The 24,883-nt window shown below is 42.3% G+C and carries 37 protein-coding genes and 1 pseudogene; 34 read left to right on the forward strand and 4 right to left on the reverse strand.

Features of this window, described 5'->3' with window-relative positions:
• Positions 1 to 130: 130 nt before the first annotated feature.
• Positions 131 to 943, forward strand: coding sequence for a DUF2971 domain-containing protein (locus JKJ11_RS18190; protein WP_252039697.1), 813 nt, complete (start codon positions 131 to 133; stop codon positions 941 to 943).
• A gap of 97 nt (positions 944 to 1,040) precedes the next feature.
• A complete protein-coding gene (locus JKJ11_RS18195; protein ID WP_252039698.1) occupies positions 1,041 to 1,184 on the forward strand; it encodes a hypothetical protein in 144 nt (47 codons plus the stop codon).
• Between the two features lie 11 nt (positions 1,185 to 1,195).
• Here JKJ11_RS18195 and JKJ11_RS18200 read toward each other — a convergent pair whose 3' ends face one another.
• Positions 1,196 to 1,435 carry a hypothetical protein gene (locus JKJ11_RS18200; RefSeq protein ID WP_252039699.1) on the reverse strand — a complete coding sequence of 80 codons (240 nt, stop codon included), beginning with the start codon at positions 1,433 to 1,435 and terminating at the stop codon, positions 1,196 to 1,198.
• 360 nt (positions 1,436 to 1,795) lie between these two features.
• On the opposite strand from JKJ11_RS18200, the gene JKJ11_RS18210 reads away from it, so the two are divergent.
• The 28 genes from JKJ11_RS18210 to JKJ11_RS18345 all read left to right on the forward strand — a co-directional run bounded on the left by JKJ11_RS18210 (position 1,796) and on the right by JKJ11_RS18345 (position 19,086).
• Positions 1,796 to 2,413: a nucleotidyltransferase domain-containing protein gene (locus tag JKJ11_RS18210; protein ID WP_252039701.1), complete on the forward strand. Its 618-nt coding sequence runs from the start codon at positions 1,796 to 1,798 to the stop codon at positions 2,411 to 2,413.
• Between the two features lie 85 nt (positions 2,414 to 2,498).
• On the forward strand, positions 2,499 to 2,903 hold the full coding sequence (locus tag JKJ11_RS18215; protein ID WP_252039702.1) for a bleomycin resistance protein: 405 nt from the start codon (positions 2,499 to 2,501) through the stop codon (positions 2,901 to 2,903).
• A gap of 126 nt (positions 2,904 to 3,029) precedes the next feature.
• Positions 3,030 to 3,446: a GFA family protein gene (locus tag JKJ11_RS18220; protein ID WP_252039703.1), complete on the forward strand. Its 417-nt coding sequence runs from the start codon at positions 3,030 to 3,032 to the stop codon at positions 3,444 to 3,446.
• An 80-nt stretch (positions 3,447 to 3,526) separates the two neighbouring features.
• Positions 3,527 to 3,847, forward strand: a complete 321-nt coding sequence (locus tag JKJ11_RS18225; RefSeq protein ID WP_124942000.1) for a DUF4144 family protein — start codon at positions 3,527 to 3,529, stop codon at positions 3,845 to 3,847.
• Between the two features lie 86 nt (positions 3,848 to 3,933).
• Positions 3,934 to 4,671, forward strand: a complete 738-nt coding sequence (locus JKJ11_RS18230) for an SDR family NAD(P)-dependent oxidoreductase (RefSeq protein ID WP_252039704.1) — start codon at positions 3,934 to 3,936, stop codon at positions 4,669 to 4,671.
• A gap of 142 nt (positions 4,672 to 4,813) precedes the next feature.
• A complete protein-coding gene (locus tag JKJ11_RS18235) occupies positions 4,814 to 5,224 on the forward strand; it encodes a GNAT family N-acetyltransferase (protein ID WP_252039705.1) in 411 nt (136 codons plus the stop codon).
• Positions 5,225 to 5,369: 145 nt separating this feature from the next.
• Positions 5,370 to 5,636 (forward strand): hypothetical protein, encoded by a 267-nt coding sequence (locus tag JKJ11_RS18240; RefSeq protein WP_088878328.1) that lies wholly within the window; start codon positions 5,370 to 5,372, stop codon positions 5,634 to 5,636.
• Positions 5,637 to 5,686: 50 nt separating this feature from the next.
• Positions 5,687 to 6,172, forward strand: coding sequence for a P-loop nucleotide/nucleoside kinase family protein (locus JKJ11_RS18245; protein ID WP_252039706.1), 486 nt, complete (start codon positions 5,687 to 5,689; stop codon positions 6,170 to 6,172).
• Between the two features lie 113 nt (positions 6,173 to 6,285).
• The gene (locus tag JKJ11_RS18250) at positions 6,286 to 6,750 is read left to right on the forward strand and encodes an acyltransferase (protein WP_088878331.1); all 465 of its coding nucleotides are present in this window, start codon (positions 6,286 to 6,288) and stop codon (positions 6,748 to 6,750) included.
• Between the two features lie 146 nt (positions 6,751 to 6,896).
• Positions 6,897 to 7,334 carry a GNAT family N-acetyltransferase gene (locus tag JKJ11_RS18255; protein WP_236110320.1) on the forward strand — a complete coding sequence of 146 codons (438 nt, stop codon included), beginning with the start codon at positions 6,897 to 6,899 and terminating at the stop codon, positions 7,332 to 7,334.
• 103 nt (positions 7,335 to 7,437) lie between these two features.
• Positions 7,438 to 8,214, forward strand: a complete 777-nt coding sequence (locus JKJ11_RS18260; protein WP_252039707.1) for a carbon-nitrogen hydrolase family protein — start codon at positions 7,438 to 7,440, stop codon at positions 8,212 to 8,214.
• 37 nt (positions 8,215 to 8,251) lie between these two features.
• Positions 8,252 to 8,752 carry an opioid growth factor receptor-related protein gene (locus JKJ11_RS18265; protein WP_252039708.1) on the forward strand — a complete coding sequence of 167 codons (501 nt, stop codon included), beginning with the start codon at positions 8,252 to 8,254 and terminating at the stop codon, positions 8,750 to 8,752.
• Positions 8,753 to 8,760: 8 nt separating this feature from the next.
• Complete coding sequence (locus JKJ11_RS18270; protein ID WP_252039709.1) at positions 8,761 to 8,997, forward strand: hypothetical protein; 237 nt, start codon at positions 8,761 to 8,763, stop codon at positions 8,995 to 8,997.
• Between the two features lie 38 nt (positions 8,998 to 9,035).
• The gene (locus JKJ11_RS18275) at positions 9,036 to 9,566 is read left to right on the forward strand and encodes a GNAT family N-acetyltransferase (RefSeq protein ID WP_096442654.1); all 531 of its coding nucleotides are present in this window, start codon (positions 9,036 to 9,038) and stop codon (positions 9,564 to 9,566) included.
• Between the two features lie 30 nt (positions 9,567 to 9,596).
• Positions 9,597 to 10,193 carry a DJ-1/PfpI family protein gene (locus tag JKJ11_RS18280; protein WP_252039710.1) on the forward strand — a complete coding sequence of 199 codons (597 nt, stop codon included), beginning with the start codon at positions 9,597 to 9,599 and terminating at the stop codon, positions 10,191 to 10,193.
• Between the two features lie 161 nt (positions 10,194 to 10,354).
• On the forward strand, positions 10,355 to 11,041 hold the full coding sequence (locus JKJ11_RS18285) for a hypothetical protein (protein ID WP_252039711.1): 687 nt from the start codon (positions 10,355 to 10,357) through the stop codon (positions 11,039 to 11,041).
• Positions 11,042 to 11,133: 92 nt separating this feature from the next.
• Positions 11,134 to 11,658: a GNAT family N-acetyltransferase gene (locus JKJ11_RS18290; RefSeq protein ID WP_096442646.1), complete on the forward strand. Its 525-nt coding sequence runs from the start codon at positions 11,134 to 11,136 to the stop codon at positions 11,656 to 11,658.
• A gap of 33 nt (positions 11,659 to 11,691) precedes the next feature.
• A complete protein-coding gene (locus JKJ11_RS18295; protein WP_096442644.1) occupies positions 11,692 to 12,156 on the forward strand; it encodes an OsmC family protein in 465 nt (154 codons plus the stop codon).
• A gap of 112 nt (positions 12,157 to 12,268) precedes the next feature.
• Positions 12,269 to 13,051 carry a carbon-nitrogen hydrolase family protein gene (locus JKJ11_RS18300; protein WP_252039712.1) on the forward strand — a complete coding sequence of 261 codons (783 nt, stop codon included), beginning with the start codon at positions 12,269 to 12,271 and terminating at the stop codon, positions 13,049 to 13,051.
• Between the two features lie 43 nt (positions 13,052 to 13,094).
• Positions 13,095 to 13,472 carry a DUF805 domain-containing protein gene (locus JKJ11_RS18305; protein WP_006073470.1) on the forward strand — a complete coding sequence of 126 codons (378 nt, stop codon included), beginning with the start codon at positions 13,095 to 13,097 and terminating at the stop codon, positions 13,470 to 13,472.
• Positions 13,473 to 13,549: 77 nt separating this feature from the next.
• Positions 13,550 to 14,143, forward strand: a complete 594-nt coding sequence (locus JKJ11_RS18310; RefSeq protein WP_252039713.1) for an O-methyltransferase — start codon at positions 13,550 to 13,552, stop codon at positions 14,141 to 14,143.
• Between the two features lie 98 nt (positions 14,144 to 14,241).
• A complete protein-coding gene (locus JKJ11_RS18315) occupies positions 14,242 to 14,706 on the forward strand; it encodes a GNAT family N-acetyltransferase (RefSeq protein WP_171390788.1) in 465 nt (154 codons plus the stop codon).
• Between the two features lie 162 nt (positions 14,707 to 14,868).
• The gene (locus tag JKJ11_RS18320; protein ID WP_252039714.1) at positions 14,869 to 15,321 is read left to right on the forward strand and encodes a GNAT family N-acetyltransferase; all 453 of its coding nucleotides are present in this window, start codon (positions 14,869 to 14,871) and stop codon (positions 15,319 to 15,321) included.
• A 164-nt stretch (positions 15,322 to 15,485) separates the two neighbouring features.
• Positions 15,486 to 16,742, forward strand: coding sequence for an Nramp family divalent metal transporter (locus tag JKJ11_RS18325; RefSeq protein ID WP_286036767.1), 1,257 nt, complete (start codon positions 15,486 to 15,488; stop codon positions 16,740 to 16,742).
• A 243-nt stretch (positions 16,743 to 16,985) separates the two neighbouring features.
• Complete coding sequence (locus JKJ11_RS18330) at positions 16,986 to 17,501, forward strand: 2-thiouracil desulfurase family protein (RefSeq protein WP_252039715.1); 516 nt, start codon at positions 16,986 to 16,988, stop codon at positions 17,499 to 17,501.
• Positions 17,494 to 18,327: a DUF3626 domain-containing protein gene (locus tag JKJ11_RS18335; protein WP_252040011.1), complete on the forward strand. Its 834-nt coding sequence runs from the start codon at positions 17,494 to 17,496 to the stop codon at positions 18,325 to 18,327. The genes JKJ11_RS18330 and JKJ11_RS18335 overlap by 8 nt, the downstream gene beginning before the upstream one ends.
• A 47-nt stretch (positions 18,328 to 18,374) precedes the next feature.
• A complete protein-coding gene (locus JKJ11_RS18340) occupies positions 18,375 to 18,839 on the forward strand; it encodes a GNAT family N-acetyltransferase (protein ID WP_198558855.1) in 465 nt (154 codons plus the stop codon).
• Between the two features lie 28 nt (positions 18,840 to 18,867).
• Positions 18,868 to 19,086, forward strand: coding sequence for a DUF7661 family protein (locus JKJ11_RS18345; protein ID WP_062458998.1), 219 nt, complete (start codon positions 18,868 to 18,870; stop codon positions 19,084 to 19,086).
• A 77-nt stretch (positions 19,087 to 19,163) separates the two neighbouring features.
• On the opposite strand, the gene JKJ11_RS18350 is transcribed toward JKJ11_RS18345, so the two are convergent.
• Entirely contained in the window at positions 19,164 to 19,394 is a 231-nt protein-coding gene (locus JKJ11_RS18350; protein WP_063603473.1) for a PAS factor family protein, read from the reverse strand.
• A 295-nt stretch (positions 19,395 to 19,689) separates the two neighbouring features.
• Here JKJ11_RS18350 and JKJ11_RS18355 point away from each other — a divergent pair, with 295 nt between their 5' ends.
• From JKJ11_RS18355 to JKJ11_RS18365, 3 genes and pseudogenes are all read left to right on the forward strand, one after another.
• Positions 19,690 to 19,938 carry a DUF3297 family protein gene (locus JKJ11_RS18355; protein ID WP_006074773.1) on the forward strand — a complete coding sequence of 83 codons (249 nt, stop codon included), beginning with the start codon at positions 19,690 to 19,692 and terminating at the stop codon, positions 19,936 to 19,938.
• Positions 19,939 to 20,423: 485 nt separating this feature from the next.
• Positions 20,424 to 20,906 carry a tetratricopeptide repeat protein gene (locus JKJ11_RS18360; protein ID WP_038226657.1) on the forward strand — a complete coding sequence of 161 codons (483 nt, stop codon included), beginning with the start codon at positions 20,424 to 20,426 and terminating at the stop codon, positions 20,904 to 20,906.
• Positions 20,907 to 20,972: 66 nt separating this feature from the next.
• Positions 20,973 to 21,368 (forward strand): annotated as a pseudogene (locus JKJ11_RS18365) (MGH1-like glycoside hydrolase domain-containing protein); the annotation flags it as partial.
• 261 nt (positions 21,369 to 21,629) lie between these two features.
• Here JKJ11_RS18365 and yqeB read toward each other — a convergent pair.
• Positions 21,630 to 23,219, reverse strand: a complete 1,590-nt coding sequence (yqeB, locus tag JKJ11_RS18370) for a selenium-dependent molybdenum cofactor biosynthesis protein YqeB (protein WP_252039716.1) — start codon at positions 23,217 to 23,219, stop codon at positions 21,630 to 21,632.
• A 22-nt stretch (positions 23,220 to 23,241) separates the two neighbouring features.
• Complete coding sequence (yqeC, locus tag JKJ11_RS18375; protein ID WP_252039717.1) at positions 23,242 to 24,045, reverse strand: selenium cofactor biosynthesis protein YqeC; 804 nt, start codon at positions 24,043 to 24,045, stop codon at positions 23,242 to 23,244.
• A 57-nt stretch (positions 24,046 to 24,102) separates the two neighbouring features.
• Here yqeC and JKJ11_RS18380 point away from each other — a divergent pair, with 57 nt between their 5' ends.
• Entirely contained in the window at positions 24,103 to 24,696 is a 594-nt protein-coding gene (locus JKJ11_RS18380) for an NTP transferase domain-containing protein (RefSeq protein ID WP_006074766.1), read from the forward strand.
• The last annotated feature ends 187 nt before the right edge of the window (positions 24,697 to 24,883 follow it).

Here is a 24,883-nt window from a genome sequence, read left to right on the forward strand (position 1 = left end):
GGATTCCCAACGCTTGGCATTTTGCACTGTAAGTTGGGTTCGGTGTTTACGATGTAAAGGTTTAGTTTAGGTGGTAGGCGTTGCTCACTACTTAACGCGGCGTTAGTTGCTTCGAGGAAATAGGTTAAGCATGATTCTTTATAAATATATGTCATTTCAGGCTGCTTCGAAGGTAATCAAGAATAGCTCAATAGGCTTTTCTTGTTTGGAAGACCTTAATGATCCATTTGAAGGTACAGCTATCTGTTTTGAAGAATCAGATACATTGAGTAGTAAGCTACAGAAAAATCCGCACCGCAATCGCCTAAGTAGAAATTATGGGGTGTTGTCTCTTACGCGCAACCCACTAAACCCTCTGATGTGGTCACATTATGGTGATGACCACAGAGGTGTCGTTATTGGCATTGATATGAAAAAGGCTAACTTGCTGGATGAAAACTCATGTGTAATTCCAGCCCAATATGGTGAGATAGTTTACACATCAACCATGCCACAAAATATGCTCCCGACTTCAAGCGCCGAGTCACTAATGTCTATAGGTACAGAATATCAATGTTTCAGACATCATAATTACGGTCTGTTTAAAAACGCATTTCTTATGAAAGATCTAACATGGGGGTACGAAGAGGAGGTGAGAGTTGTAAAAAATACTAATGGTTCTAAGAAATCTCGTTACTCAGCATGTGAGTTTGAGAATGAAGCAGGAACATGGAATCAAGTAACAATTCTGGGGCGTCCACTGTATTGTTTATCAATTCCCAAAGAATCAATAGTTGAAGCATATTTAGGTTGTTCTACCTACAGCAATGTTACCCGTTTGGGTATGAACGAAGATGATTACTTTAATATCCGCAAAGCTTGGCAATCAAGTGGTGTAAATGTTCAATTAGTACGCCGTAAGGAAGGGACTTGGAACTTAGAAGTTTCTGACTACAAAATTTAGAACGCAATTAACAAGGCGTTATGTGCACTCGAAAGCGATAACTTGTGCAACTTTTGGTTAAGGCGTATGATTTAATCAATGGCTAAAGGGGATGATTATGAAAAAAAATGATTCAAAGAGAACTCCTTGCTCTAAAGAACAGGTCTTACAGCGTGCTAAAAAGCTGCTATCTGACAGTGATAGAGCAATGGCACATCTTGAAAAAATCATATACGAATCAAAAGAAAAAAGGCTGCACTAGGCAGCCTTTGACTAATTTAGGTAGGTTTTACCTGAGTAGTCGTAACCAAACTCTTCTAATGCTTCGATATACACACGAATTTCTTCCTGCTTTTCGAATAGTTTGCCACGTAAGGTTTTGGCCTCGTTTGCATCCTGACAGTCAAGAGACTGCGCAATGAGTTCTTCAAGTTGGTCTGACGCGCGGTCAAGACGAGATAGTAGTTCACCATCAGTGAACAAAGCGTATGAGTGAATGTAATTATTCAGCATTATTTTCTTCCTTCTAAATAGGTCAGACTCAGGTCTGACGGGACTCTGTTATGGCTATAAAGCCGTTTCGATTGCTAGTCCGTCTTTTCCTAATGTCATAGGAACCTCTTTAGTTAGAGTTTCACTCCAGAGATGGTTAAGTCTCAGAGGCGTATAATAATTATAAATAGTATAAAAAACAATGCTTAAAAACCATATTGTATGCGGTATGTTAAAAATGCCCCTAACAAGTGTTCAAAAGGGATTTGCAACGCGTGGCATTTTCACTATGCGTTGGTTTTAGTGTTTAAGGTGACAGACGGCGGCATCGCTATTGCGTTGCTCACCTCTTAACAGGGCGTTGTATGCATGGAGAACAAAATGGAAAGTATCTTAGATTTAGCGATAGAGGAAGTCATTGCGATATATGCTCCTCATACAGTCATCCTTTATGGTTCTCACGCAAGAAATGAGGCGACTGAGACGAGCGATATAGACATCGCTTGTTTTTGGGATCGTTCAGAGGAGCATAAAGATGCTCGACTTTTTCATGGAACATTTCTTGATGTGTGGGTATATCCAACATCATTTCTTGATTCGGTTCCAGAAGAAGCTCTGCGATTTGCTGATGGAAAAGTAGTGTATGAGACTCGCGATATAGGAGCAGATTATATAGCGCGAGTGAAGCAGAAACTTGCCAAAGGTAAAGAACCAATGTCTGAAGTAGATAGACTGCACATTCAGGAATGGGTTGTGAAAATGCTCGAAAGAGCGCGCGATGGAGATCTAGACGGTAACTATCGTCGAACTTGGCTCCAGCATGATCTTTTGAAGATGTATTTTGACATTCGTGGTGAGTGGTATTTGGGTTCAAAGAAAAGCTTTCAATACATGAAGCAAAACGACAATGTTATTTATAGTCTTTTTGAGCAAGTTTACGAAAATCCGTTAGATATAGATCTTCTGGACAAGTTAGCTAGTAAAGTGGTTCGCATATAGCAAACAATTCATATGGAGTTATCACGCTCACTATCTTTCACGTAAATGTGATTTTAGGCATCAGCCAAACAAAGGAAAACCCAACATGAGAGTCGTCCCAGAACTCTATTGTCAAAGCATCAAGGACAACATCATGTTCTTTGTCGACATCCTTGGCTTTGCTATCAAGTACCAACGAGAAGAAGAGGAGTTTGTTTACTTAACGCGTGAGGGAGTTGACTTGATGCTTGAGGGAGTAGGTGGCGACTCCCGAAAATGGTCAACTGGCAACTTAGAGCATCCATTTGGTCGAGGTGTTAACTTCCAATGGGATGTAAGTGATATCAACGCGTTATATTCAACAGTGCAGTCTAAAGCACCGAGTTCGATCTTTCTTCCCATGGAAAGCAAATCTTATTCAGTTGACGGTAAAACGGTCACACAAGCTCAGTTTATTGTCGAAAGTCCTGATGGCTACCTATTCCGATTCTGCGAAGATGAACGTCAATGACAAGTGCTGAGTACATTATTTTAGTTACTTGCCCTCAAAGCCACTTTTCAGTTAGCAAAAATCCATTTAAGTGAGCCAGTCACTCGAAAAAATCACAGTCTATTTCATTAAATTAGGAGTAGTTCAATGTCTTATACAGAAGCAAGTTGCCTTTGCGGCGCGGTGACAATCAAAGCCGAAAATGTTAATCCCAAGTTTACTGTGTGCCATTGCCAATCCTGCAGGACGTGGGGCGGTGCTCCATATTTTGCGGTGAAGTGTGGCACTCAAGTGAAGATTGAAGGTGGTGATAAAGTTAAAATGTATCAGTCATCGTCTTGGGCTTCTCGTGGTTTTTGCACAGAATGTGGAACTCATCTTTTCTACAAATTTAAAGCAACCGGTGATTACAATATGTCATTAGGTCTGTTTCCTAACGTAGAAGGGTTGGAAATGGATATGCAGTATTTTAGTGATATGCGCCCTGGGTATTATTGCTTTGCGAATGAGACCAAGGAAATGACCACTGAGGAGATCATGGCGTATTTTGCTGACGAGGTTTAGAGCACTATTGAGCGAACGCTACAATGGCTTGTCTCACTTGTTATCGTTAGTGCTGATGGCATAAGTGTATAGGAACAACAATGGTTAGATGGCCGTGTATTTTCAAACTAGAGGGCGACCCAGAGCTTATGTATTTTGGCTCTGAGTCAGCGTTAGCGAGTGAATTAGAGTCTTTGATTTGGAGTAGTTCTGATCGCTTGATCGATAGTGATGGTCACAGCTTCACAATTTGCCAAGCGAGCGGACGTTATACATTCGAACTGAACGACTCTGTTTTGTCGTTATCTGAAATTACTCAACTTATTCAAGAGCACGAGTTTTCTAAGGCTGAAGTGTGTTTGACAAAAATACAGTTTGCGTCGGTGGAGCAGGCTATTCAATCGCTGTCGTTTGAGAAGTAAATGGAGCAGAGGATTCGAGTTGATAGCGACATGGGAGTTTTTAACGTTGCTACGGTCTAGAGATTCAGATTGAAAGGAGTTTGACGGTGAAAGTTGCATTGGTTACTGGTGGTTCAAAAGGAATTGGTTTGTACGTGGTTTTGAGACTTGTAAACCAAGGATATAAAGTTGTTACCTGTTCTCGCTCAAAAGAGGTATGGAGTAGTGCGCTTGCTGAGTATCCAGAGTTAAGTAGTGTAGATTATCACTCGGTAGATATTTCTGACGAACAACAATTAAATCAACTGTTCAATTATATCTCTAACAAGTACGGTAAGCTTGACGTTGCGGTAAATAACGCTTCTCCAGCACTGGTCTCGCGCGGGCAGCTGTCTGAGGTTGATACACCGCTACTTAAAGAAACGCTTCAGGTGGACTTTTTGAGTCAAGCCCTATGCCTACGTGCTGAACTGCAACTAATGAACACTGGTGCTTCGATCGTAAACGTAAGCTCCATCAACGGTCTTAGACCTACTCCGAATGCATCTATGTACAGCGCTTCAAAACATGCTTTAGAAGGGTTAACCCGATCCGTAGCACTGGAGAATATTGGTGCTGGTATTCGAATTAACGCTGTTGCGCCTGGTGTTACGTGGACGCCTCGCTGGGAAGAGAGACAAATAGAGTCTCCTAATGTGCGTGCTGATGTTTCTGAGGTAGTGCCTATCAAACGATTTGGGAACATTGACGAGATAGTGAATGCGATAGAGTTTTTACTGTCAGATAAATCCAGTTATGTTGTTGGCCATACGCTGGTGGTCGATGGTGGGCTTTCGTTGACCTAGGCAGTGGATGAGTTTTAGTTGGATCTGTTGTGGTTGCTGTTGACTTAACCAGACATGGCTTTAACCACTAAAATTAGTATAACTGTTTATTTATACAGTGTTATTGTGTATTCTCCGTTTAATATAAAAGGAGTAGTACACAATGACATTACAATACGAACAAACAGTCCCAAGTCCGAAAGAGTTTTGTGAAATGCGCGTGACCGCAGGGTTATCACCTAAATCATTAGAAGCGGCAACGATAGCACTGCCAAACAGTTTGTATGGTATTTCTGTAAGAGATGGAGCAAAACTGATTGCAATGGGTCGCGTGGTAGGCGATGGAGCATGTAACTTTGAAGTGGTAGACGTGGCGGTGGATCCTAGTTATCAGGGGCAAGGTTTAGGACGAAAAGTGATGGAATATATTGATGATTACCTAGCCAACGTTGCTTTGGATGGCTCGTATGTTTCCATGATTGCTGACGAGCCTGCATTCTATGAAAAGTTAGGGTATAGGTTGGTTTCGCCATCTAGCCAAGGCATGACCAAGAAATTTAAGCCAAGAGCATAGCCGTAAAACATGTGGGTAGCTTCTATTCGTTGATGTATAAGCGTTGATGCTTGTCATCATGACTCGACTCAAGATGTTCTGGTTTGCATTTCAATGGCGAAATTGCTGATATTAACAATAAGATATGTCGAGAGTGAGTGGTTATATGGAAGCACCGAAAGAAGAACTTCTAGCCTTATTAGTCAAAGAGTGTGAGCTATACACGTCTATACCTGCCAGTGAGCATCAGCAAAAGCGCGATAAAAAGTGTTTTATCGATGGAATCATGACGGCCTGCCGTGTGGTAGGTATCAGTTATCAGGAATTGAATTCGATTATTGAGTCAATGCCAAAGCAACCGAAGTTCAAGGATTTAGACGAGGAGTTGTCGACACCTACTTATGTTCGAAATAACGTAGATATTAAGTTGTAGAGGTTGCTGTCAGTTCCTTTTGAACTCAGCCTCTTAGAGTAGGAAAACTTATGGAAATTACAGGGAAGTTAGTCTTCTTTTGCGGAAAAATGGGCGCAGGTAAGACAACACAATCCAAGCTAATTGCGGCCAATCAAAGGGCGGTACTCATTTCTGAGGATGAGTGGTTAGCCGCACACTATCCCAATAAAATCCAATCGTTTGAGGACTACATCAAGTTCTCTACTCTTATTAAACCTTTTATTAAGTCACATGTTCAGAGCTTATTAACGGTGGGCGTTGATGTGGTAATGGACTTTCCTGCAAATACAGTTAGACAGCGTTCGTGGTTTTCATCTTTATGTTCTGAAGTGCAATGTGCTCATGAACTTTGCTATCTCGATGTGTCGGATGAGGTTTGTTTGGTTCAAATCGGCAAGCGTCGGGTTGAGCAGCCAGAAAGGGCACATTTTGACACTGAGGATGTGTTTCATCATGTGACGCAGTACTTTGAAGAACCGACGGACGATGAAGGTTTGAACATAGTGAAGATATAAGACCCGTTTGGTAACTTGATTGGCTTGCGTGGACCAAGCCGTTAACCCTTCTAAATCCGACCCATCCGTTTAACACCTATCTATCTTTTAAAACCAAATATTCTGGAGTACTAATGGCGAACCCAAGACTATTAAAGTCTCAAATCACCGACATTGTTTGTGGTGAAAACGTCACGATTATCGAACCTGCGAATGTCTATGGCTGTGAGTTGAAAGATGAAGTATTTGTTGGCCCATTTGTTGAGATACAAAAGAACTCAGTTATCGGTGCTCGAACTAAAATCCAATCGCACAGCTTTATTTGTGAATATGTGACTATCGGTGAGGATTGCTTTGTAGGTCACGGGGTTATGTTTGCCAATGACCTTTTTAAGAGCGGTCAACCCGATCCAAACCCAGAGAGTTGGGGACGTACTGTTATTGCCGACAACGTGACGATAGGGTCAAACGCTACGATTCTTTCGGTCAATATCTGTGAAGGGGTTGTTATCGGTGCCGGAAGTGTCGTGACAAAGGACATTACGGAGAAAGGTATTTACGCAGGGAATCCGGCTAAAAAACTACGAAGCTTGCCTTAAGTTAGAAAAGTAATTATAAACAAGGTGTTAGTGCCATTTTTTATAGTATTTTGTTTGACTGAGTAAGTTGGTGAACGACATAGCATAGAGTGGCAAGTGGTATTGAAAACGCCACACCAACCATACAGTAAAACAAAGGAATGACCATGGACGTTACTATTGGCAAGAGTCTTGAACTGATTTCAATGGGTCAGGCTATACGCTATCAAGTATTTACGCTTGAACAAAATATCCCAACAGAGTTGGACTTGGATGGGTTAGATAATGACTCATTTCACGCTCTAGTCTGGGATGGCGGTAAGCCTGTCGCGACCGCTCGTTTAACGGTGAATCAAGACGGTTCATCGACCATGGCGCGAGTGGCGGTTTCTGAGGAATATCGTGGTGATGGCGTTGCATCAAAAATAGTCCGGGCCCTAATAAAACATGCCAGCAATATCGGAGTGAGATGTATCGATATCCACGCCCACGCTTATTTAAGAAAGTACTACGAGAACTTTGGATTTGAATATATCAGAGAAGTTGAGATTGTTGGTGAGCATCAGCTTATTGAAATGAAGTACGAAGTGGAACCTGTTGTTTAGTTGTGCATTTTACATAGCAGAACGTAGATGGATTAGATTAATAAAATGAGTGCTGACGCGGCCCTTTGTTAAGCGCCGAAGCCAATTTCAAGGAGTAGACACTGTGAAGTTTGCATTATTACAGTTCCCAATTAGTGCTCAATCAACCAAAAACCATGAACAAATCAAGCATGCTATCTTCGAAGCCAAGCGCGATGGTGCAGATGTGTTAGTCACTCAAGAATGCGCCTTGTCTGGTTATCCATCAATTGAAATTGGTGCTGTTGCCGATATTGATTTTGAACTTCAAGACGCCGCGTTTAATCAGATTGTAGATTTGGTTAAACACACGCAGATCACTCTTTTCTTGGGCCTTATTCGTAAGTTTGGAGAGAATAAGGCGAACTCGGTTGCGATCATCCAACCCTCAGGTGAGGTGTTTTACTACGACAAACGAGCCCTGTGGGGTTGGGATGCGGAGAATTTTGAAGTAGGGAATGACTTTAATGGCGTTGTCGATATTCAGGGTATTAAGGTTGGTGTTCGAATCTGTTATGAAATTCGATTCCCTGAGTTCTTTAGAGAACTCTATAAAGAACAGGTCGATGTTGCTATCGTGAGCTTATGTGATGTTCAACAAGAGTTTGATGCCAATCGTTATTCGATTATTAAATCGCATCTTGTGACTCGGGCGATTGAAAACGTATTTACAGTGATATCGGTTAACTCGACAACCTTTGAGCAAACTGCTCCTACGGCAGTTATCGATAAACAGGGTAATCTTGTTGTTGAAGCAGAGCGAAACAAGAAATCTATCACCTATTTCGACTATGAAAAGACGGAGCATGGCTTTGGAGCCAAAGGCTGTGTCACATACTCAAATAAGCTACTAGGTTTATAGCTAAAAATACAACAATAACTATTGTCAGGATAAGTAAATGAGTGAGATTGCTCGTTTTATATCTGGAGAAAGTCCAGATAAATTTGGTCGCTATATTGATGAACTGTTGGCTTATAACCATTTTTGGTTGGAGCATGACCATAAGTATATTCAGGTGTTTTTCCCAATCGATGAGGGAACCAAGTTTAATCAGCATGCTCCTTTAGTAACACAGAAAGATAGAGACGTGTTTGCCAATTCAGAAGCACTTCGAGTTGCTCATTTGAAGGTACTTGATGTCATGTTGGATTTTTGGGGAATGCAGAGAAATGGATTTGAAATCACCTCTGTCTTGCCGCTGAATGGGAAGAATCACGTTTGGTTAAAAAGCCACGATCATAATCAATTGAGACTAACACGAGCGATTCGTAGTTTGTATTTGCTGGGCAATGAACAGGTTGCAATAAACCTATCCGAGTTTCTTGTTACTGCAGCTAATGAAGACGGCACTGTGTCGAATAAAACGATCCAATATTGGCGTAATGCCTTGGAGGACTAGAACAACTAATGAGCCAGTACAGTACGGAGAAGCTGAAGGCGTTCTGTTGTAATTGCAAGGCGTTAACGCAGCATAAATACACCTCGTTTGGTACAGAGAGTAAACAACATAAGAATGAAGCTACGGGCTTTTTCTCTGGGTTATTCTCAGCGATATTAATGTCTTTGATGGATGGAGAGGCGACAGGGGATTATAAATGCCAGAACTGTGGAACCTACCTTCATACCCCTGACCATTTAGATTAATTGGCGCTATTGCGTGATGAAGTTAAGGAGTAATGCCTATGGAATCAGACAGAATAAAACTCGTTCCTCCTTCATTGGAGTACCAGCCACAAATGTTGGCGGCAATCCAAGCGAGTAAAGCGGAGCTTGGAGAATATCTTCCTTGGGTACCATACGCTTTGACCCAAGAAGAGTCGGTGGAGACCACCAAACAAGCGATGGCAGATTTTGAAAACTTCGAAAATGAACTGCGCTTTTCAATCATTGATAAAGAGACCGATACGTTAGTAGGCGCCGTGGGGCTGATCATTCGTGATAAGGCGGTGCCATTTTTCGAAATTGGTTATTGGCTGAATACATCAAGCGTAGGCTGCGGTTATGTAACTGAGGCGGTAAAGCTTGTGGAGCAGTATGCCTTTGAATCATTAGAGGCGAACCGGGTGATTATCAGAGCTGCTGAAACGAACGCAAAAAGTCGTTCAGTTGCTGAGCGTTGCGGCTATCACTTAGAGGGCATTGCGCTCAATGAACGTCGATTGCCAAACGGTGAGCTATGTAACACCGTGATTTACTCAAAAATCAGTTTATAGAAAGCGATGGTTGTATAGGAGCAGGGTTATATGGATATAGCAATACTAACGTTTGATGGATTTAACGAACTGGACTCTTTTATTGCCTCGGCAATTTTGAATCGTATGAAACCGCACGGGTGGAATGTTCAGATAACGTGTCCGACGGATGTGGTGACATCAATGAATGGTGTAGAGGTGGTAGCGCAGCAGCCGTTAGAGTTTGCAAATCAAGCCGATGCCGTGTTGTTTGGCAGCGGTATGTTGACGCGACAAATTGCGACGGACCAAACCATTCTGTCACGGCTTTCTCTTGAACCTAACAGGCAAATCATTGGCGCACAGTGTTCCGGTACGTTGCTTCTGGCTGCGTTGGATTTACTGAATGGAGTATCCGCTTGTACCGACCTCACCACGAAACCTTGGGTCCAAGATCTAGGAATCGAGGTGTTGGAACAACCTCTACATGCACACGGTAATGTGGCTACATCCGGTGGTTGTATGTCTTCGCAGTACTTAGCGGCTTGGGTAATAGGTAAACTTGCTGACATAGAGCATGCGAAGGCCGCGATACATTACGTCGCCCCTGTAGGTGAGAAAGAAAAATCGGTCGAGCATTGCTTATCAGTGGTTGGGGCATATTTATAGCAAAACGACTTTACAACCAACCAACGTCATTCATTGTTAGTTCCTACGTAGACACAAGACGACCTTTCCATACATATCACGCTCTTTATGGGTGTTATTCTTAATGGATAAAAATATTATCGGCCAGCACCGATAAAGCATATTCATGTAGGCAGTGTTTGATGGGCAAATCTAAACGAACCATTCCTTTATTTCTGACATTCTCATTGATTGTTGTGTTTCTTACTATATTCGCGGGAGCGAGTTTGATGGGAGAGAATCATAGAATCAATGAAGTACTCAGCGAGCGCTTTAAGAGGTTTAAAACCGAAGATTTTTCTGCACCTTGTTTTCCTATTTCCGTTGATTCGCATTTGGTGAATATCGACGAGTCTAAGACTTGTAACAACCAAAACTTTTTACTCTACATTAGTTTGTTGAAGCGTTTTGATTTAATGGATGGCAGCGCGTATACGCTCAAGATTAAGCGTAATAGCTTTTGGATACCGTTTCTTTTTTCGGATGAAGTTGGCGTGAGCATTAGGTTGCAAAAAGAAGACGAGAATAAATGGTTCTCTTTTGATTGGTTGCCATTTGTCGAAAAGCCAGAAGAACACTACATCGATGGCTTGTTTGTGATGGGGCGTGATCATTGGAAATGGACAATCAACGACGTAGTGATAAACGATGTGAAACTGCAACAGATATTCACGGAGTACGAGCAAACGGTCGACTTTAATAAATACGTCGAAAAAGTTGGCTCTCGCTATGAATTCAAAAATGGTGTGGTGGATAGCGAAAGTGCCAGCAATTTTGATAAACGGTTACTGAGATTCAATCTTCAAAAAGTCACGGAGTTTTTGAAGTAATCGACTCAGCTGTCTAGAAGCGAAGGTATTATGTCTGCTATGGTTGTTGGCATAAAGAACTAACAGCTTGCAAAGATAAAGGAATCAATAACATGGAACTCGTTACCCCTTCATTAGAGCGGATGCAAGCCTTTGCAGTTTTCTACCAAGATTTTGAGCTCCACGATGTGGATAATGCGGAGTATTACCGCGAAGGCGTCAGTGATTTTCCGAAATATGTTCAGCGTTTAATCGATGAAGAAAAGGGCATCAATTTACGCCAAGGCTACGTGCCTTGCAGTCATTTTTGGTTGCTAGATTCTGAACAGAGAATTCTAGGTGCGATTCGTGTCCGTCATCATATTGATAATGAATTTCTGTCATCAGAAGGTGGTCATATTGGTTACGATATTGCCCCTTCTTATCGAGGGGCAGGCTATGGAAAGCATATGCTCAAACTTGTTTTACCCAAAGCGAATGCCTTAGGTATAGAGCGAGCCTTAGTGACCGCAGATGAAGATAACGTCGCTTCAAGACGCGTTATTGAATCCAATGGCGGTGAGTTAGAAAATATCGTCATGGGGGAGGTGTTTCCTAACCCAATTGCGAGATATTGGGTTGAATGCATTCAAGGTTAGTTTAATTATCGCCATTACTATCAGGAGGATGAAATGTCAGAGCATTACGCACAGGTAAGTTGGAAGCGAAAACAAGACGAAGTATTTAGCGATAATAACTACAGCCGTGGTCATGTATGGAAATTTGATGGCGGTTTGACGGTGCCTGCATCACCTTCACCCCATGTGGTGCCATTGCCTCTCTCCATAGAAGAAAACATTGATCCAGAGGAAGCCTATATTGCTGCTTTATCGAGCTGCCATATGCTGGTTTTCTTATCGATTGCCGCAAAACGAAAATATGTTATCGACAGCTACATCGATAAAGCTGTTGGAATACTTGCAGAGAATGAAGCGGGAAGAATGGCAGTCACCAAAGTCATTTTGCGCCCGGATGTAGTGTTCTCTGGAGAGCGTGTACCTACTCGAGAACAGCTTGAAAAAATGCACCATTTGTCGCATGAAAACTGCTTTATCGCCAATTCTGTAAAGACTGAAATTGTGACCGAAATTAGTTAAGGATTGGTGTCGTCCGATCGAGTTCTGACAATACCCGACAAAACCACTATACAATTCATTGAATAGCTATCGTATGTTAGATCAAGTTTAACAAGGACAAGGCTATTCAGTGATGAAGATCTCTATTGTTCAAACCGATGTGGTCTATAAAGACCAACATCAGAATCTACTTCAAGTCGCTCAACTTCTCTCAGAAACTCAAGAGGTTGGGGATGTCATTTTGCTGCCTGAATTGTTTTCTACTGGCTATATTTTTGACTCGCCTCAGGATATCCATGAGCTGTGTGAGGAGTATCAACACAGTCCCACTATTGAAACGTTACAGCAACTGGCTGCGACTTATCAATCAGTCATCGTTGCTGGCATTGCAGAGCATCATGAAGGGCGTTTCTACAATAGTGTTGCAGTTATAGATAGAACTGGCCTACAGCACCGCTATAGAAAAATCAGCCAAACCAATATCGACAAGCAGTACTTCTCTCGCGGTGATTCATTGATGACGTTTGAATACCAAGGTTGTGTTTTCGGAGTCGCGATTTGTTTTGACTTGTGGTTTCCGGAAATTACTCGCGAATACGCAATATCCAATGTCGATGTTTTGTTGCATCCAGCAAACTTTGGTGGCGAACAGAGCCTACTTCTCTCTCGCACCAAAGCGATTGAAAACCACTGTTATGTAGCGACATGTAATCGAGTCGGCATAGATAAAACCCAGAATATCGTTGGCGAATATTGTGGTAATAGCCAAGTGATATCGCCCAGTGGTGAAATTTTGGCGCAGCTGAAATCAGTAGCTGCTGTTGAAACTATCGAACTGAGTAAGATCGAGACCAAGAAAGTGATTGGTGTGGATCTGATAAGTGAGATAGGACAGATAGAAAAGAAGCTTAAGTAAAGTCTGTTCTTTAATGAGATAACAAACAAAAGGTAAGTGGTCTATGAATTGGTTTCTAAGTGTATTAAAACGGCCTGTTGATTTTAAAGGTCGCGCCAGGCGGAAAGAGTATTGGTATTTCTTTTTATACAGTTTGATATTAACGATCATTTTGTCAGTGATAGATAATGCACTTGGCTGGTACAACTCTGCCGAAGAAGTCGGGATTTTGAGCGGGGTGTTCACGCTGTTGATTTTGTTACCGAGCTTAGCTGTCACCGCACGTCGTTTACACGATACCGGTCGCTCCGGCTGGTGGATGTTGCTGTATATCATTCCAATAATCGGTTTTTTAATACTACTGTACTTCTTGGTGTTGGACAGCAAACCAGAGTCCAATCAGTATGGTAGTAACCCGAAGGCATACGAGATTAACGGATAATCGTTTTTGCTCAGATCTGGAGTTCAGATCTGAGCTGGTCTTGTTTAATTAGCGCCACATTACAAGGAAGCTGAAATATGAATACTAAGACGCAACAGGTTTTAGAACGATTGGAGCGATTAGGCAATGACAACGATCGTCTGCAGTCAGAGCGAGCGAAAAAGTACCTCAACATTACAAAAGATACCGGTGAGTTTCTCTCGGTGCTGGTTAAAGCCACGAATGCTCAGCGTATCTTAGAAATTGGCACCTCAAATGGATACTCAACGATTTGGTTAGCCGCATCAATCCCGAACACCGGAATGGTGCACACCATTGAAGTCAACCCTCTCAAGATAGAAGAGGCCCGTGACAACTTCGAACAAGCTCAAGTTTTGCAGAATATTACCCAATGGTCAGGCGATGTTTGTGAGGTTCTAAAGCAGACACCCGAACAGGTCGATTTCATTTTTCTCGATGCAGACAGAAGCGATTATTTGTCGATTGCTGAGCCACTATTCTCACGCCTAAAACCAGGTGGATTGCTTGTGTGTGACAATGCCATATCTCATGCTTCAGAGCTAGAAGGGTTTGTCGCTTGGGTAGAGAGCCAGAGTAACTTAACTACGTCGTTGGTTCCTGTTGGGAAGGGGGAGTTGTTAGTCTATAAAGACAATAACCATCCTAATTAGTGCCATGTTAAAGCTTAAAACTCGTCATTAACTTATTGAAAAAGCGAGCCAAATTAACGAGTATATTCACTGTTCTTTATTCAGTCGGATACCCAGCAATGAGCATGGAGCTAAGAACCATCACGGGTGACAACTTCTACGCAATCTGTCAGCTTGAAGTCGCCCCTCATCAAACTTCACATATTGATAGCAATGCTATCTCTCTAGCGGAAGCAAATTTTATGGCGTCTCCGTGGTATAGAGCTATCTATGTCAAAGAACAGCCCATTGGCTTTATTCTGGTTAACGTCGACTCACAATCCAATAGACTCTCACTGTGGCGATTTATGTTAGATAAAAACTATCAAAAGCAAGGCTTCGGTAGACAAGCTATCACTTTGCTTTATCAGGAGTTGAGACAAGAGTTTGGAACAATAGATTTGTTTACGAGTGTCGTTCGTGATGAAAAAGGGCCTAAGCGCTTTTACCTTAGCTGTGGTTTTGTCGAGACTGGCACCTTAGTGGAAGGGCGAGAGATTGAGTTGGTGTTTTCTTTGGATTCGAACTTCACTAATGCTGATTAGTGAAGTGTGTTTGCACGGAGGAAGTTCTTATAAATTCATGTTTGCTGGCTCACAAGCTTCGCGACATTATGAGTGGTTAATCTACTGCAAAGAAAGGCTTAACGTGGTTCACGAGGAATGCCGTGTTAATAGCAAAATATCTGTAATAGGAACGATCAAAGCATGCAATTAGAGAAAATAACGAATAACAATTTAAATGCGGTATTGGCGTTGCAATTGGATGAAGCACAACGCGATTTCGTCTCAGAAAATGTTGTCTCAATGGCTCAAGCTGCGGTGAATCCGGATTATCAACCGAGAGTTGCTATGGTTGATGGTGAAGTCATAGGATTTGTCATGTATAGCGAATGGAAAAATGCGCCATGGGCAACGAGTGACAAACTTGGTGAGTACTATATTTTTCGTGTGATGACGGATAAGTCGTATCAAGGAAAGGGGTATGGCCGGTTGATGATGGAGGCACTTATCAAAGAAATTGAAGAGCTTAAACCTAAAGCGATACACATAGGCTACTGTGATGAGAATAAGGTAGCCCAACAATTCTATCAAAAACTTGGGTTTAAAGAATACGGACGATTCGATTGGGGAGATATAGCTGCAAGCATCGTTTACTGATCGTGATGGTTAAAGTTGCATCTGATTTTTGATAGGTAATATGTATTAATTGTTGGTAATTAAGTGGTGAAAACTTAGTTATCATTTTTATGCACAAAGATGCGATTGATTATCATTTGCGTGCGAGTATCATTTCTCTCATAGACGAAAGAGGAATGATACTTATGAATGGCGCATCCATATACGCAGATGCTAATGCGGCACAAAAAGCATCATCATTTGCCAAAATAAAACGTAAGTTATTGATGTTAGGCCCAGCGTTTATTGCAGCCATTGGCTACATCGACCCAGGTAACTTCGCGACAAATATTGAATCAGGATCTTCATTTGGTTACCAACTACTTTGGGTAGTGTTTTGGGCGAACTTAATGGCGATGTTGATTCAGTATTTGTCTGCCAAACTGGGTATTGTTACAGGGAAAAACTTAGCCGAACATTTACGTGATCACCTACCGAATAAATGGGCGGTTGGATTTTACTGGATTCAAGCAGAGATCATTGCCATTGCCACTGATCTAGCCGAGTTTATCGGCGCCGCAGTCGGTTTCCAATTAGTATTTGGCATAAGCTTAATGGAAGGGGCTCTGATAACCGCCGTTGTGACAGTTATGATTCTAATGCTGCATCAAAAAGGACAAAAGCCTTTAGAAGTAGTGATAGGGTCTTTACTCATGCTCGTTGCGGTTATTTATATTGCCGAACTCTTCTTCGCTCACCCAGCAGGTGGTGAGATGATGACAGGCTTGCTTACACCTAGCTTTACTGATTCTTGTCAAATCTACCTTGCCGCAGGGATTCTGGGGGCGACGGTGATGCCTCATGTTATCTACCTTCATTCTGCTTTGTTTAAGAACAGCTATGGGGAAAGTACTGAGACTCGCCTTCGCAGTACTCGATTTGATGTGTTGATCGCGATGGTTATTGCAGGATTCGTCAATATCGCCATTGTGGCGATGGCAGCAGCGGTCTTTCATTACTCTGGCAACCAACACGTTGCTGAAATTGAAACGGCTTATATGACACTAACACCATTAGTCGGTAAAGCAGCGTCGGTTTTATTTGGTGTGTCACTAATTGCTTCGGGTTTATCTTCTACTGTCGTTGGTACTATGGCGGGTCAAGTCGTGATGCAAGGGTTTGTTCGCTTTTCTATTCCGATGTGGTTACGTCGCTTTATTACTATGGCGCCATCGTTTGTCGTTATAGGTATGGGGATGAACACTACTGATATCCTAGTGATGAGCCAAGTTGTATTGAGCTTTGGGATCGCTCTCGCCATTATCCCATTGCTTATTTTTACCAACAGTAAACGTTTAATGGGAGAGTTCAGAAATAACAAATGGGTTTCTTATGCGGGTATCGTGATTGTAAGTTTAGTGCTTGCTTTGAACGCCTACTTGATGTTCACATTAATCGTCTAAGTGTGATTATTTCTCAATATAACGGAAGCCGAGCGGCTTCCGTTTTTGATTTTAGATTATTCTCTTTTCAAAGCGTCTTTTTTTATCACATACAGAACTTGAAAACCTTAAATACACAATTGTTAGAAGTTCGACAAGATCTTGATTTACTGATTGAATATCTAACTCCAATTATCGATTATGCTTAGTACACGTCATTCAATTGATTATCACCTTGCTTTACAGCCTATCAAGGAGAAAACGTTGGAAAAAGTCCTGATTAGTTCATGCTTGCTAGGGAACAAGGTTCGCTACAACGCGAGTGGGTTATCTATTTCTGAGCAAGATTTAGTTTGGCTCAAGCTGAATGTCGAATTAATAGTTATGTGTCCCGAAGTCTCGGCAGGTCTTCCTACGCCGAGACCGCCAGCAGAAATTGTTTTAGGACAAGGTGCAGATGTTATTGATCGCAAAGCTTCTGTTTTTGGGGATGACGGTCATGAGGTGACCGCTGAATTTTTGCATGGTGCAGAGCTTGCACTTAAGAAGTGTCGTGAACAGGGTATTCGTTACGCCATACTAGCAGAGGGTAGTCCGTCATGTGGCAGCGAACAGATTTATGATGGCACATTCACAGGCGTAAAAATTCCCGGGCAAGGAGTGACTGCCGCCATGTTAATTAGGGAAGGCATCAAGGTGTATAGTCAACATACTCTCACCAATCTCAAACATGAGTTGGAAACGTTGGAGTTGCATGAGCGGATGGAAGTTCATGGATAAAGACATCATAAGTACAGCACTGGATAATATACGAGCTAAATCGAAGGGTAAGCCATCCACGAATACTAGCCGCATTACGATCAACTTTCATCCTGATAGATACACGCCTGAAGGGCAGCCTCTTTTGCTCGCCATCGCCAAAGATGGTGAGCTGAAATCCCAGTTTGAAACCAATACGAGTAACGGCGGCTTGACGGCTTTTGAAGGTGGCGACCGTTGGTTATGGGAACAACGGGTATTTGATGGTGCTTATGACCGTGCACCTATGAATTTGAGGCCGAAGTACGGCGCGGTTAACTTCCGAAACTATGCGAACGGAGCGTCACCTAGGTTTGGGTCGGCGTTTTTTGAGTTAAAACCGCATGTGCTCGAACGAGCGACGTATTGTTACCCAGACAGTTTTTTTGAACCAGAAGATTTTGCTGTTTCAGAAACGCTGAATAACCTGATCAATATCGCAACGTCTTCTTCTGCAGACTTACTTGATGACTACATTGAAGCACACATTCACGGGACAGTATCGTTAAAAGATGACGTTGAGTGCTTAGTCTTAGATCCTGTTTTCCAAGCCACTATGATTGAACAATATGCGCTTGAATTGGGTATTCCCATCCAGTGGCATAACGGCTATCAACTGTCTATTGAAACAATGAATCAATACCCCGATTATCGAGGTGTGCAGTTTATCGAATTAGCGAGAGAACTAGCGCGAGATGGAATGATCGATGCAAAGTTACTTGGTTTGGCGGTAACGGAGCAGCACTTTGACGAGCAAGATATTAAGAAAATCTGGCACTACTTAGCGAGGTTTGGATATCGAGCTTAAGCCATAAAGGCGATCAAAATGTGATTGGCTATTGTTGAGAGCACGCTATGAAGATTGTAAAAGTTGATAGCTCAAATATGCAGATATACGCAAATTTATATCAGGGTTATGCGGCCGAATTTTCAAGAATCATTGATGACAAACCAGATGCTAGTGGACTGTTCGAAATCTATCCAAAAATCGAGGGCAAGGTATCAGGCTATTTACTTTATTTGGATGGAGTACTCGCGGCATTAGCTGCGATTGAAGAAAAAACACCAAAATGTTATGAAATCTGTGATTTCTATGTACTTCCTTGTTTTCGTAAGAATAAAGTCGGTAAGCAGTTTATTACTCAATTATTTATGCAACTCCAAGGTACGTGGGAAATCAAACAAGTCGCCGGAGCTGATCACGCAGTGAGTTTCTGGCGTGATGTCGTTGGTGAGTACACCTCACAAAACTATGTGGAAGATAAGTATCAAGACCACAAGTGGGGTTTGGTTACAAGGCAGTGTTTTGGCCACGTGTAGATTAACCGGGGAATAACAGGGTGATTCGATGACGCGATTAAAGTTTAATGTGTTTGGTCAAATCATGTCAGTGACACGAGAGCACGATACTTGGGTTTTGTATCGAGAATCACAAGTGGGTATTAGAGCAAAGATCTATGATGTCGTGATACCTTCTGACTTAAAGGAAGAGGATTTAGTCACCTATTTAGATGATATTTATCATGAGATGGCCAGCGTTAAATTTCCAAGAGTGTTGAAGCTGTGAACAATAAAAAGTGGGTGATGGAGCATGACTACAAACAGAGCGTTGATTCTAACATTTTGAGAATCAACGCTTATTTTTTATGAGTTTAAGATTGAATCGGCAAGATTAACGGCATTGTCGAGACGTTCTTTGTCGTCAAGTCGTCCTAGACTGGCTGGAGCAAGTACGTTGGTATAGAGAGCAACCTGCTTGCTAAAGGGCAGTTCTAGTTGCTCATACAAATCTTGACGGATTTGTGCATGTTGTTCCGGGGCATGATCAGCAAGACGAATTAAAGTATCGTAAATAAGAGTTTTAGTAGTATCCATGGTTCATTATTTTGTGTGTAGCTTCGGGGGACCCCAAGTTTATCCTTTTTTGTAGCAGAATCTCTGTGATGTAGATCGATGTTGTAATTGAAATGTAAAAATATGTGCTTGGTTGCGCACCAGAGTGGGGACGCTTTTCCTTCCATTAAGTTGTATAGTTCGAAGAGCCATAGATTGGTGTTGCTGGTTTGCGCATTATTAAAGCAGTCGAGATTCGCTATGCCATGACTTTTCTTGAGCGCTGGTACGGTATTGACTACAATAAGCCACTTCTTAAATACACTAGGTCATAATCATGAGCGACAACAACGCAAAGCCAGCTTTACCAGATCATCTTTCAGGTAACCCACGCAGCCCACACCACGTAGCTGAGTGTTTTGAGCACCAGATTGGTATTCGCCTAAACGGTAAAGAGCGTACTGATGTTGAAGAATATTGCATCAGCGAAGGTTGGGTAAAAATCCCTTCACCAAAAGCACTGGATCGTCGCGGTCAACCTATACTAATCAAATTAAAAGGCACTGTGGAAGCGTACTACGTTTAATTCGTTAACCACGGTTGCTTGTTCAGCACATAGAGGTATCGCCCGATGTCTTTATGTGTTGATATTCCACTCCACATTACTTTCTGCATTATTCCTTGTCTACTTTGACAGTTCCTTACGATCACTCAGATTAAGATATGTTAATTTATCTTATCTACATTACGTTAAATTGAAATGTTCTAATGAGATCTCAAAGAAGGTTAGGTCATGGAGCTCTATAGCGACTATCAGACGCGCCCATTTCTCTGCCGCCATTGTAATCAACTAACGCCACATTTGTTGATCTATAGCCCCAACTCAGAGTTAAAACTTCAGCGAAAAGCTGCCAGTGATTCGACACGTAACACGTTGTTTGGGTTACTTATCAGTCTGTTTTCGAGTCGCGAAATCGAAATAGTCGACTATCCTGATGATGAGCAACTGTATCGATGCGACCGATGCGGTAAGGCTGAAGTACATAAAAGATAAGGACTCGTTATTCCTCTATGAACACCGTCATTTCAGAAGCCATAGCGCTTCGCAAAGCCGGAAAGCATCAAGACTCTCGTCAACTCCTCGAAACTTTACTTGTTGATCCACTGTACGCTGCTTCTGCACATTTACAGATTGCGTGGTCATACGATAATGAAGGCAAAGAAAAATCCGCGATTCCACATTATAAATCGGCATTACTTGGTAAGTTAGCGAATCAAGAGCGTTTTGACACATTGTTTGGCTTAGCTTGTACCTACAGAAGCTTAGGAGAATATGTTGAGGCGTTGCATTACTTTGAACAGACCATGTCTGAATACCCAAAAGCAGAAGAAGTCCAGCCATTTTATGCAATGTGCTTGTACAACTTAGGACGGCACAAAGAGGCCGTGCAGTTGTTATTGAATCTCTTATTGTCGACAACCAATAGCGAAGCTATAAAGGAATATAAACGAGCAATCTCTTTGTATTCAGATGATCTCGACAGAACTTGGTAAAAACAAGCGTAATAGATTGAAAGCCTAAATCGAAGCTGTGAAAAGGAATATGATATTTATTCCAAATTTAACGGTGCGGCGACTCAAGCGAACGCGGACAAAGTCATGGATGTCATGCTTGATGCGAGTAAGTTTGATAGTTCTACAGAATATCAAGGTGAAGGGGTGTCATTAGGGACGGCAAGTCGTGATAACCCAGCTTACGGAGCTGATATCTATTGGCGTGGGCGTGTCTGGTTGGATCAATTCTATTTCGGCCTTCAAGCTCTTGAAAAGTATGGACGCCATAATGATGCGGTACGTATCGCTGAAGACCTGTTCCAAAACGGTGAAGGCTTTGGTAGCGACGGCGCAATTCGTGAAAACTACAACCCAGAAACAGGTGCGGTTCAAGGTGCCAGCAACTTCAGTTGGTCAGCAGCCCACACTTACATGATGTACCGTAACTTCTACGGAAAGTAGGTGAGTTAGCTCGGTAAGTTTTAATAAAAGAAAACGCCTGATGAGACCATCAGGCGTTGTTTGTTGAAATGTAGTGATATCAAAAACCTTCGTCATTTCCTTGAAAAAGGAAATCTCCGCTAGCGAATCGTAAACTCAATTTACTTAACGTGCTCACCACGTTTGGTTTTCTACGCGCTGTAGAAGGTCCTCATTTTCATGAGGATGATGGACGCAAGCCAGTAAGGCGTCGTTATGTGGGTGATGGGTTATTAATACCCACTACCGACCACTTAAACACAACATTGCCTCAAGAACACCGCCTGCAACCGCACGCGCTTTATCAGAAATCGTGCAGTGATCAACGCTTTCACCACGCGGATCGACATCGCCCACCTTAAAGCCTTGATGAACACTCAATCCGTTGTTGAGTAAGCCTCTCACTTTACCGCTCAATGGCGCGTAGACGACCATGTCATCGACTTTCGCAATAGGTTGCCCTTCTTCAACCAAATCGCCAAGTTTCACTTCCGCAGTAAAGATACCTACGCCAGGCGCTCTAATCACCCGTTGCTCTGTATAACCTAGAATGCTACCTGGTATACCTGAATTAGGCTGACATGGACCGTCGTAAATTACTCGACCGAGTTGATGTCCACGATTGGTTTCTATCGCTGCGTGACAGTCTTCACCAGCGGTAAAGCCAGGGCCTAAAGCAATGGTGACGGGTGCCATTCCTTTGTGTGTGCCAAGGTTCTTTTTCGCTAGAATGGCATCAACGACAAAATCAGGCTTGATGGCCTCGGCGAGTTTTCCTGTTTCGTCGACAAACACAGGAATCTTGCCTTTTTCTAACAATCGGCAGGCTTTATCAAAAGACTGAACTTTTTCTGCCGTAATGCCTTCTACCGTGACAGGTTTGCCGTAGAGGCATTGGCCAAATGAAACCGTGCAGCGAATCATTGTTGGCTTCTCAATATCACTCATGACTACTTTAAAGCCGGAATTGTGCAATCTCGCAGCGACTCCAGTTGCGATATCACCCGCACCGCGTACTAGCACCAGTTTTTGATTAAAGCTACCAACGCTTTCTTTCAATTTGGCCCCTGAAGCGCCATTTTTCGCGTTAAGTACTTCAGCCAAAATACTGATGGCGATTTCTTCTGGTGTTTCAGCGCCAATATCAAAGCCGATAGGAGAGTGGATATGATCGATTTCTTCTTGGCTGGTGCCTAATTCGCGTAAGCCTTGGAATAGCGTTTGTACTTTTCTGCGGCTGGCCATTAAACCCGTATACGTGGTCTTTTTCTGGGCGATTGCGTTGATAGCGTCTTGATCTTGGTGGTTGGTGGCGATAATCACGTAGCTATCTGGTGTGATATCAAGAGAGTCAATGGCACTGAGCATAGTGTTGCCTAGTACTCGATGAGTGCCTTTCGGGAAATGCTCCTCTGCTAAGCTGCCCTCATAAGCATCGACAACAGTAATATCGAATCCTAATGGAGCGGCGGCTTGGGCAACGGCTCTGTTTACATGACCAGCCCCAATTAAGTAAAGGCGAGGGCGAGAGCCATAGACATCAATTGAAAGCGTCATTGCACCGCCACAATCCATACCCATCGCTTCAGGGCCGGTACGCGTCATTCGTCCAGTAACGACGCGAGGTTTGTTTTCTTTTATTGCTTCAATGGCTTGCTCAATAACGTAGCGTTCTATCATCCCACCACCAATAGTGCCATGAATTTGTCCGCTTTGTTCTACGAGCATGGTTCCAGTATGACGAGGAGAAGAGCCTTTTGTTTCAATGATATTGGCAAACGCAAATGGTGTATTGGTTTGCTCTAAATGTGCTGCCTTGGCGAAAATGTTCATCCAAACTACCTCTGTGTAAATGCTATAGAGTCCGATTGAAAATGTGGTGGATTGGGTTATCTGTCGTCATTTGTGTTATCGCGAGTTGAGCGAGCTGAGGTTCTTCATCAAATATCTGCTTGGCCAATTCAGTCAGTTGTGCTTTATCTCTGGCTAAATCGAATCTATTGATGACCCATATTTTTTGTTGTTGCTCACTGCATCCTTTAAACAGACCTTGAGCGCTATGCACTAGTGCTTGAATTTGATTTTTCCCGATGACTGACCCTTCGTTGCATTTCGTTAACATACTGAATTCATTCCAACGATGAATGGCTTCAGGATTAGCCGGGTTAAGTATCGGATCTGCACCAGTGACACCAATTACCACATCACTATGGTTAGGAATGCAAGGCTCGTGCCTAGCAGGTGACTTAAGAGGAAGTCGGTGTGAACCATCGGCTTCGACGATAAAAACAGAGTACAGTTGCTGACGTTTTAGGGATTCAATCTGCTCGTTAGAGAGGCCACGAACTTTCACTTTTGTATCGTTGTCGTTTGGGCACAAACGTTCACTATAAACAAAAGCAATACCCGTTGATGGCAATGGTGAATGCGAGGCAAAGTCAGTGACTTGATTCAGCTCTGGTGCATTAGGAAAATACATCTTGGTGGTTGTCGTAACACATACATTGTGCCCGAATTGCTGGTATTCATTAGCAAGCCGATACAATAGTTGCGTTTTTCCTCCGCCACCCACCAAAGAAATAGTTATAGGTTCACGGGTACTGGTGGCTCTTGAAATTAATGAATGTGCAAACTCGGAAAAAGAATTATTTGACGACATTGGCATATTTACCCAATTCAATAGATTAAAATACAAAAAACTCAATTCGAATTTCGTATGATAAAAAATAAAAATAACATTGACTGTGTCATTCCAGCAGCCGGATTATCGTCTCGAATGGGATGCTGGAAATTAACTCTACCTTATAAAGACAATACGATCTTAGAGCAAAGTATCACAAATGCGTTGTCATTCTGTACTCGTGTGATTTTAGTGGTTGGGCATAGAGAAGACGAGTTGATTGAGCAGTTTCAAGACAACAAAAAGGTCACCATTGTACGAAACCAACATTACCGCTCAGGTATGTTTTCTTCACTTCAATTAGGCATTAATGAGGTCGACACGGAGTTCTTCTATATCAGCCATGGTGATATGCCTTGTATCGAAAAGGGAATTTATAAAACTCTTTGGGAACATAAGGTTACTGGCACGTTATTCCCCGGTGAACCACGCGCAACAGGCCACCCTGTGTTGATACATACGGCAAGCTTTAAGGCTCAACGAGACCAGGGGAACTTTGACTCGATGAAGTCGATTCTAAAACTAGGAGAGATGGCATACCTTAGACTTTGCGACCCAACTATTCATTTAGATGTAGATACTCCCGAAGCCTACCAAAAACTGCTTAAGTTAACGCAATCAAAGTATTAACTATCAACTTGATAAAATAGTATCGAAAGTATCAATTTGATATTCATCTATCACCTAATAATGAATAATTAATTTGTTAATTGATGGTTAAAATCAATGACAATAAATAACACTTTGCTAGTCTGTACAGTTTAATTTGATATTGAAAATCACGATCTATATCGCAAATTCTTTCAATATTAGACCG

The organism is Vibrio sp. SCSIO 43133 (assembly GCF_023716845.1).
Taxonomy (GTDB): domain Bacteria; phylum Pseudomonadota; class Gammaproteobacteria; order Enterobacterales; family Vibrionaceae; genus Vibrio; species Vibrio mediterranei.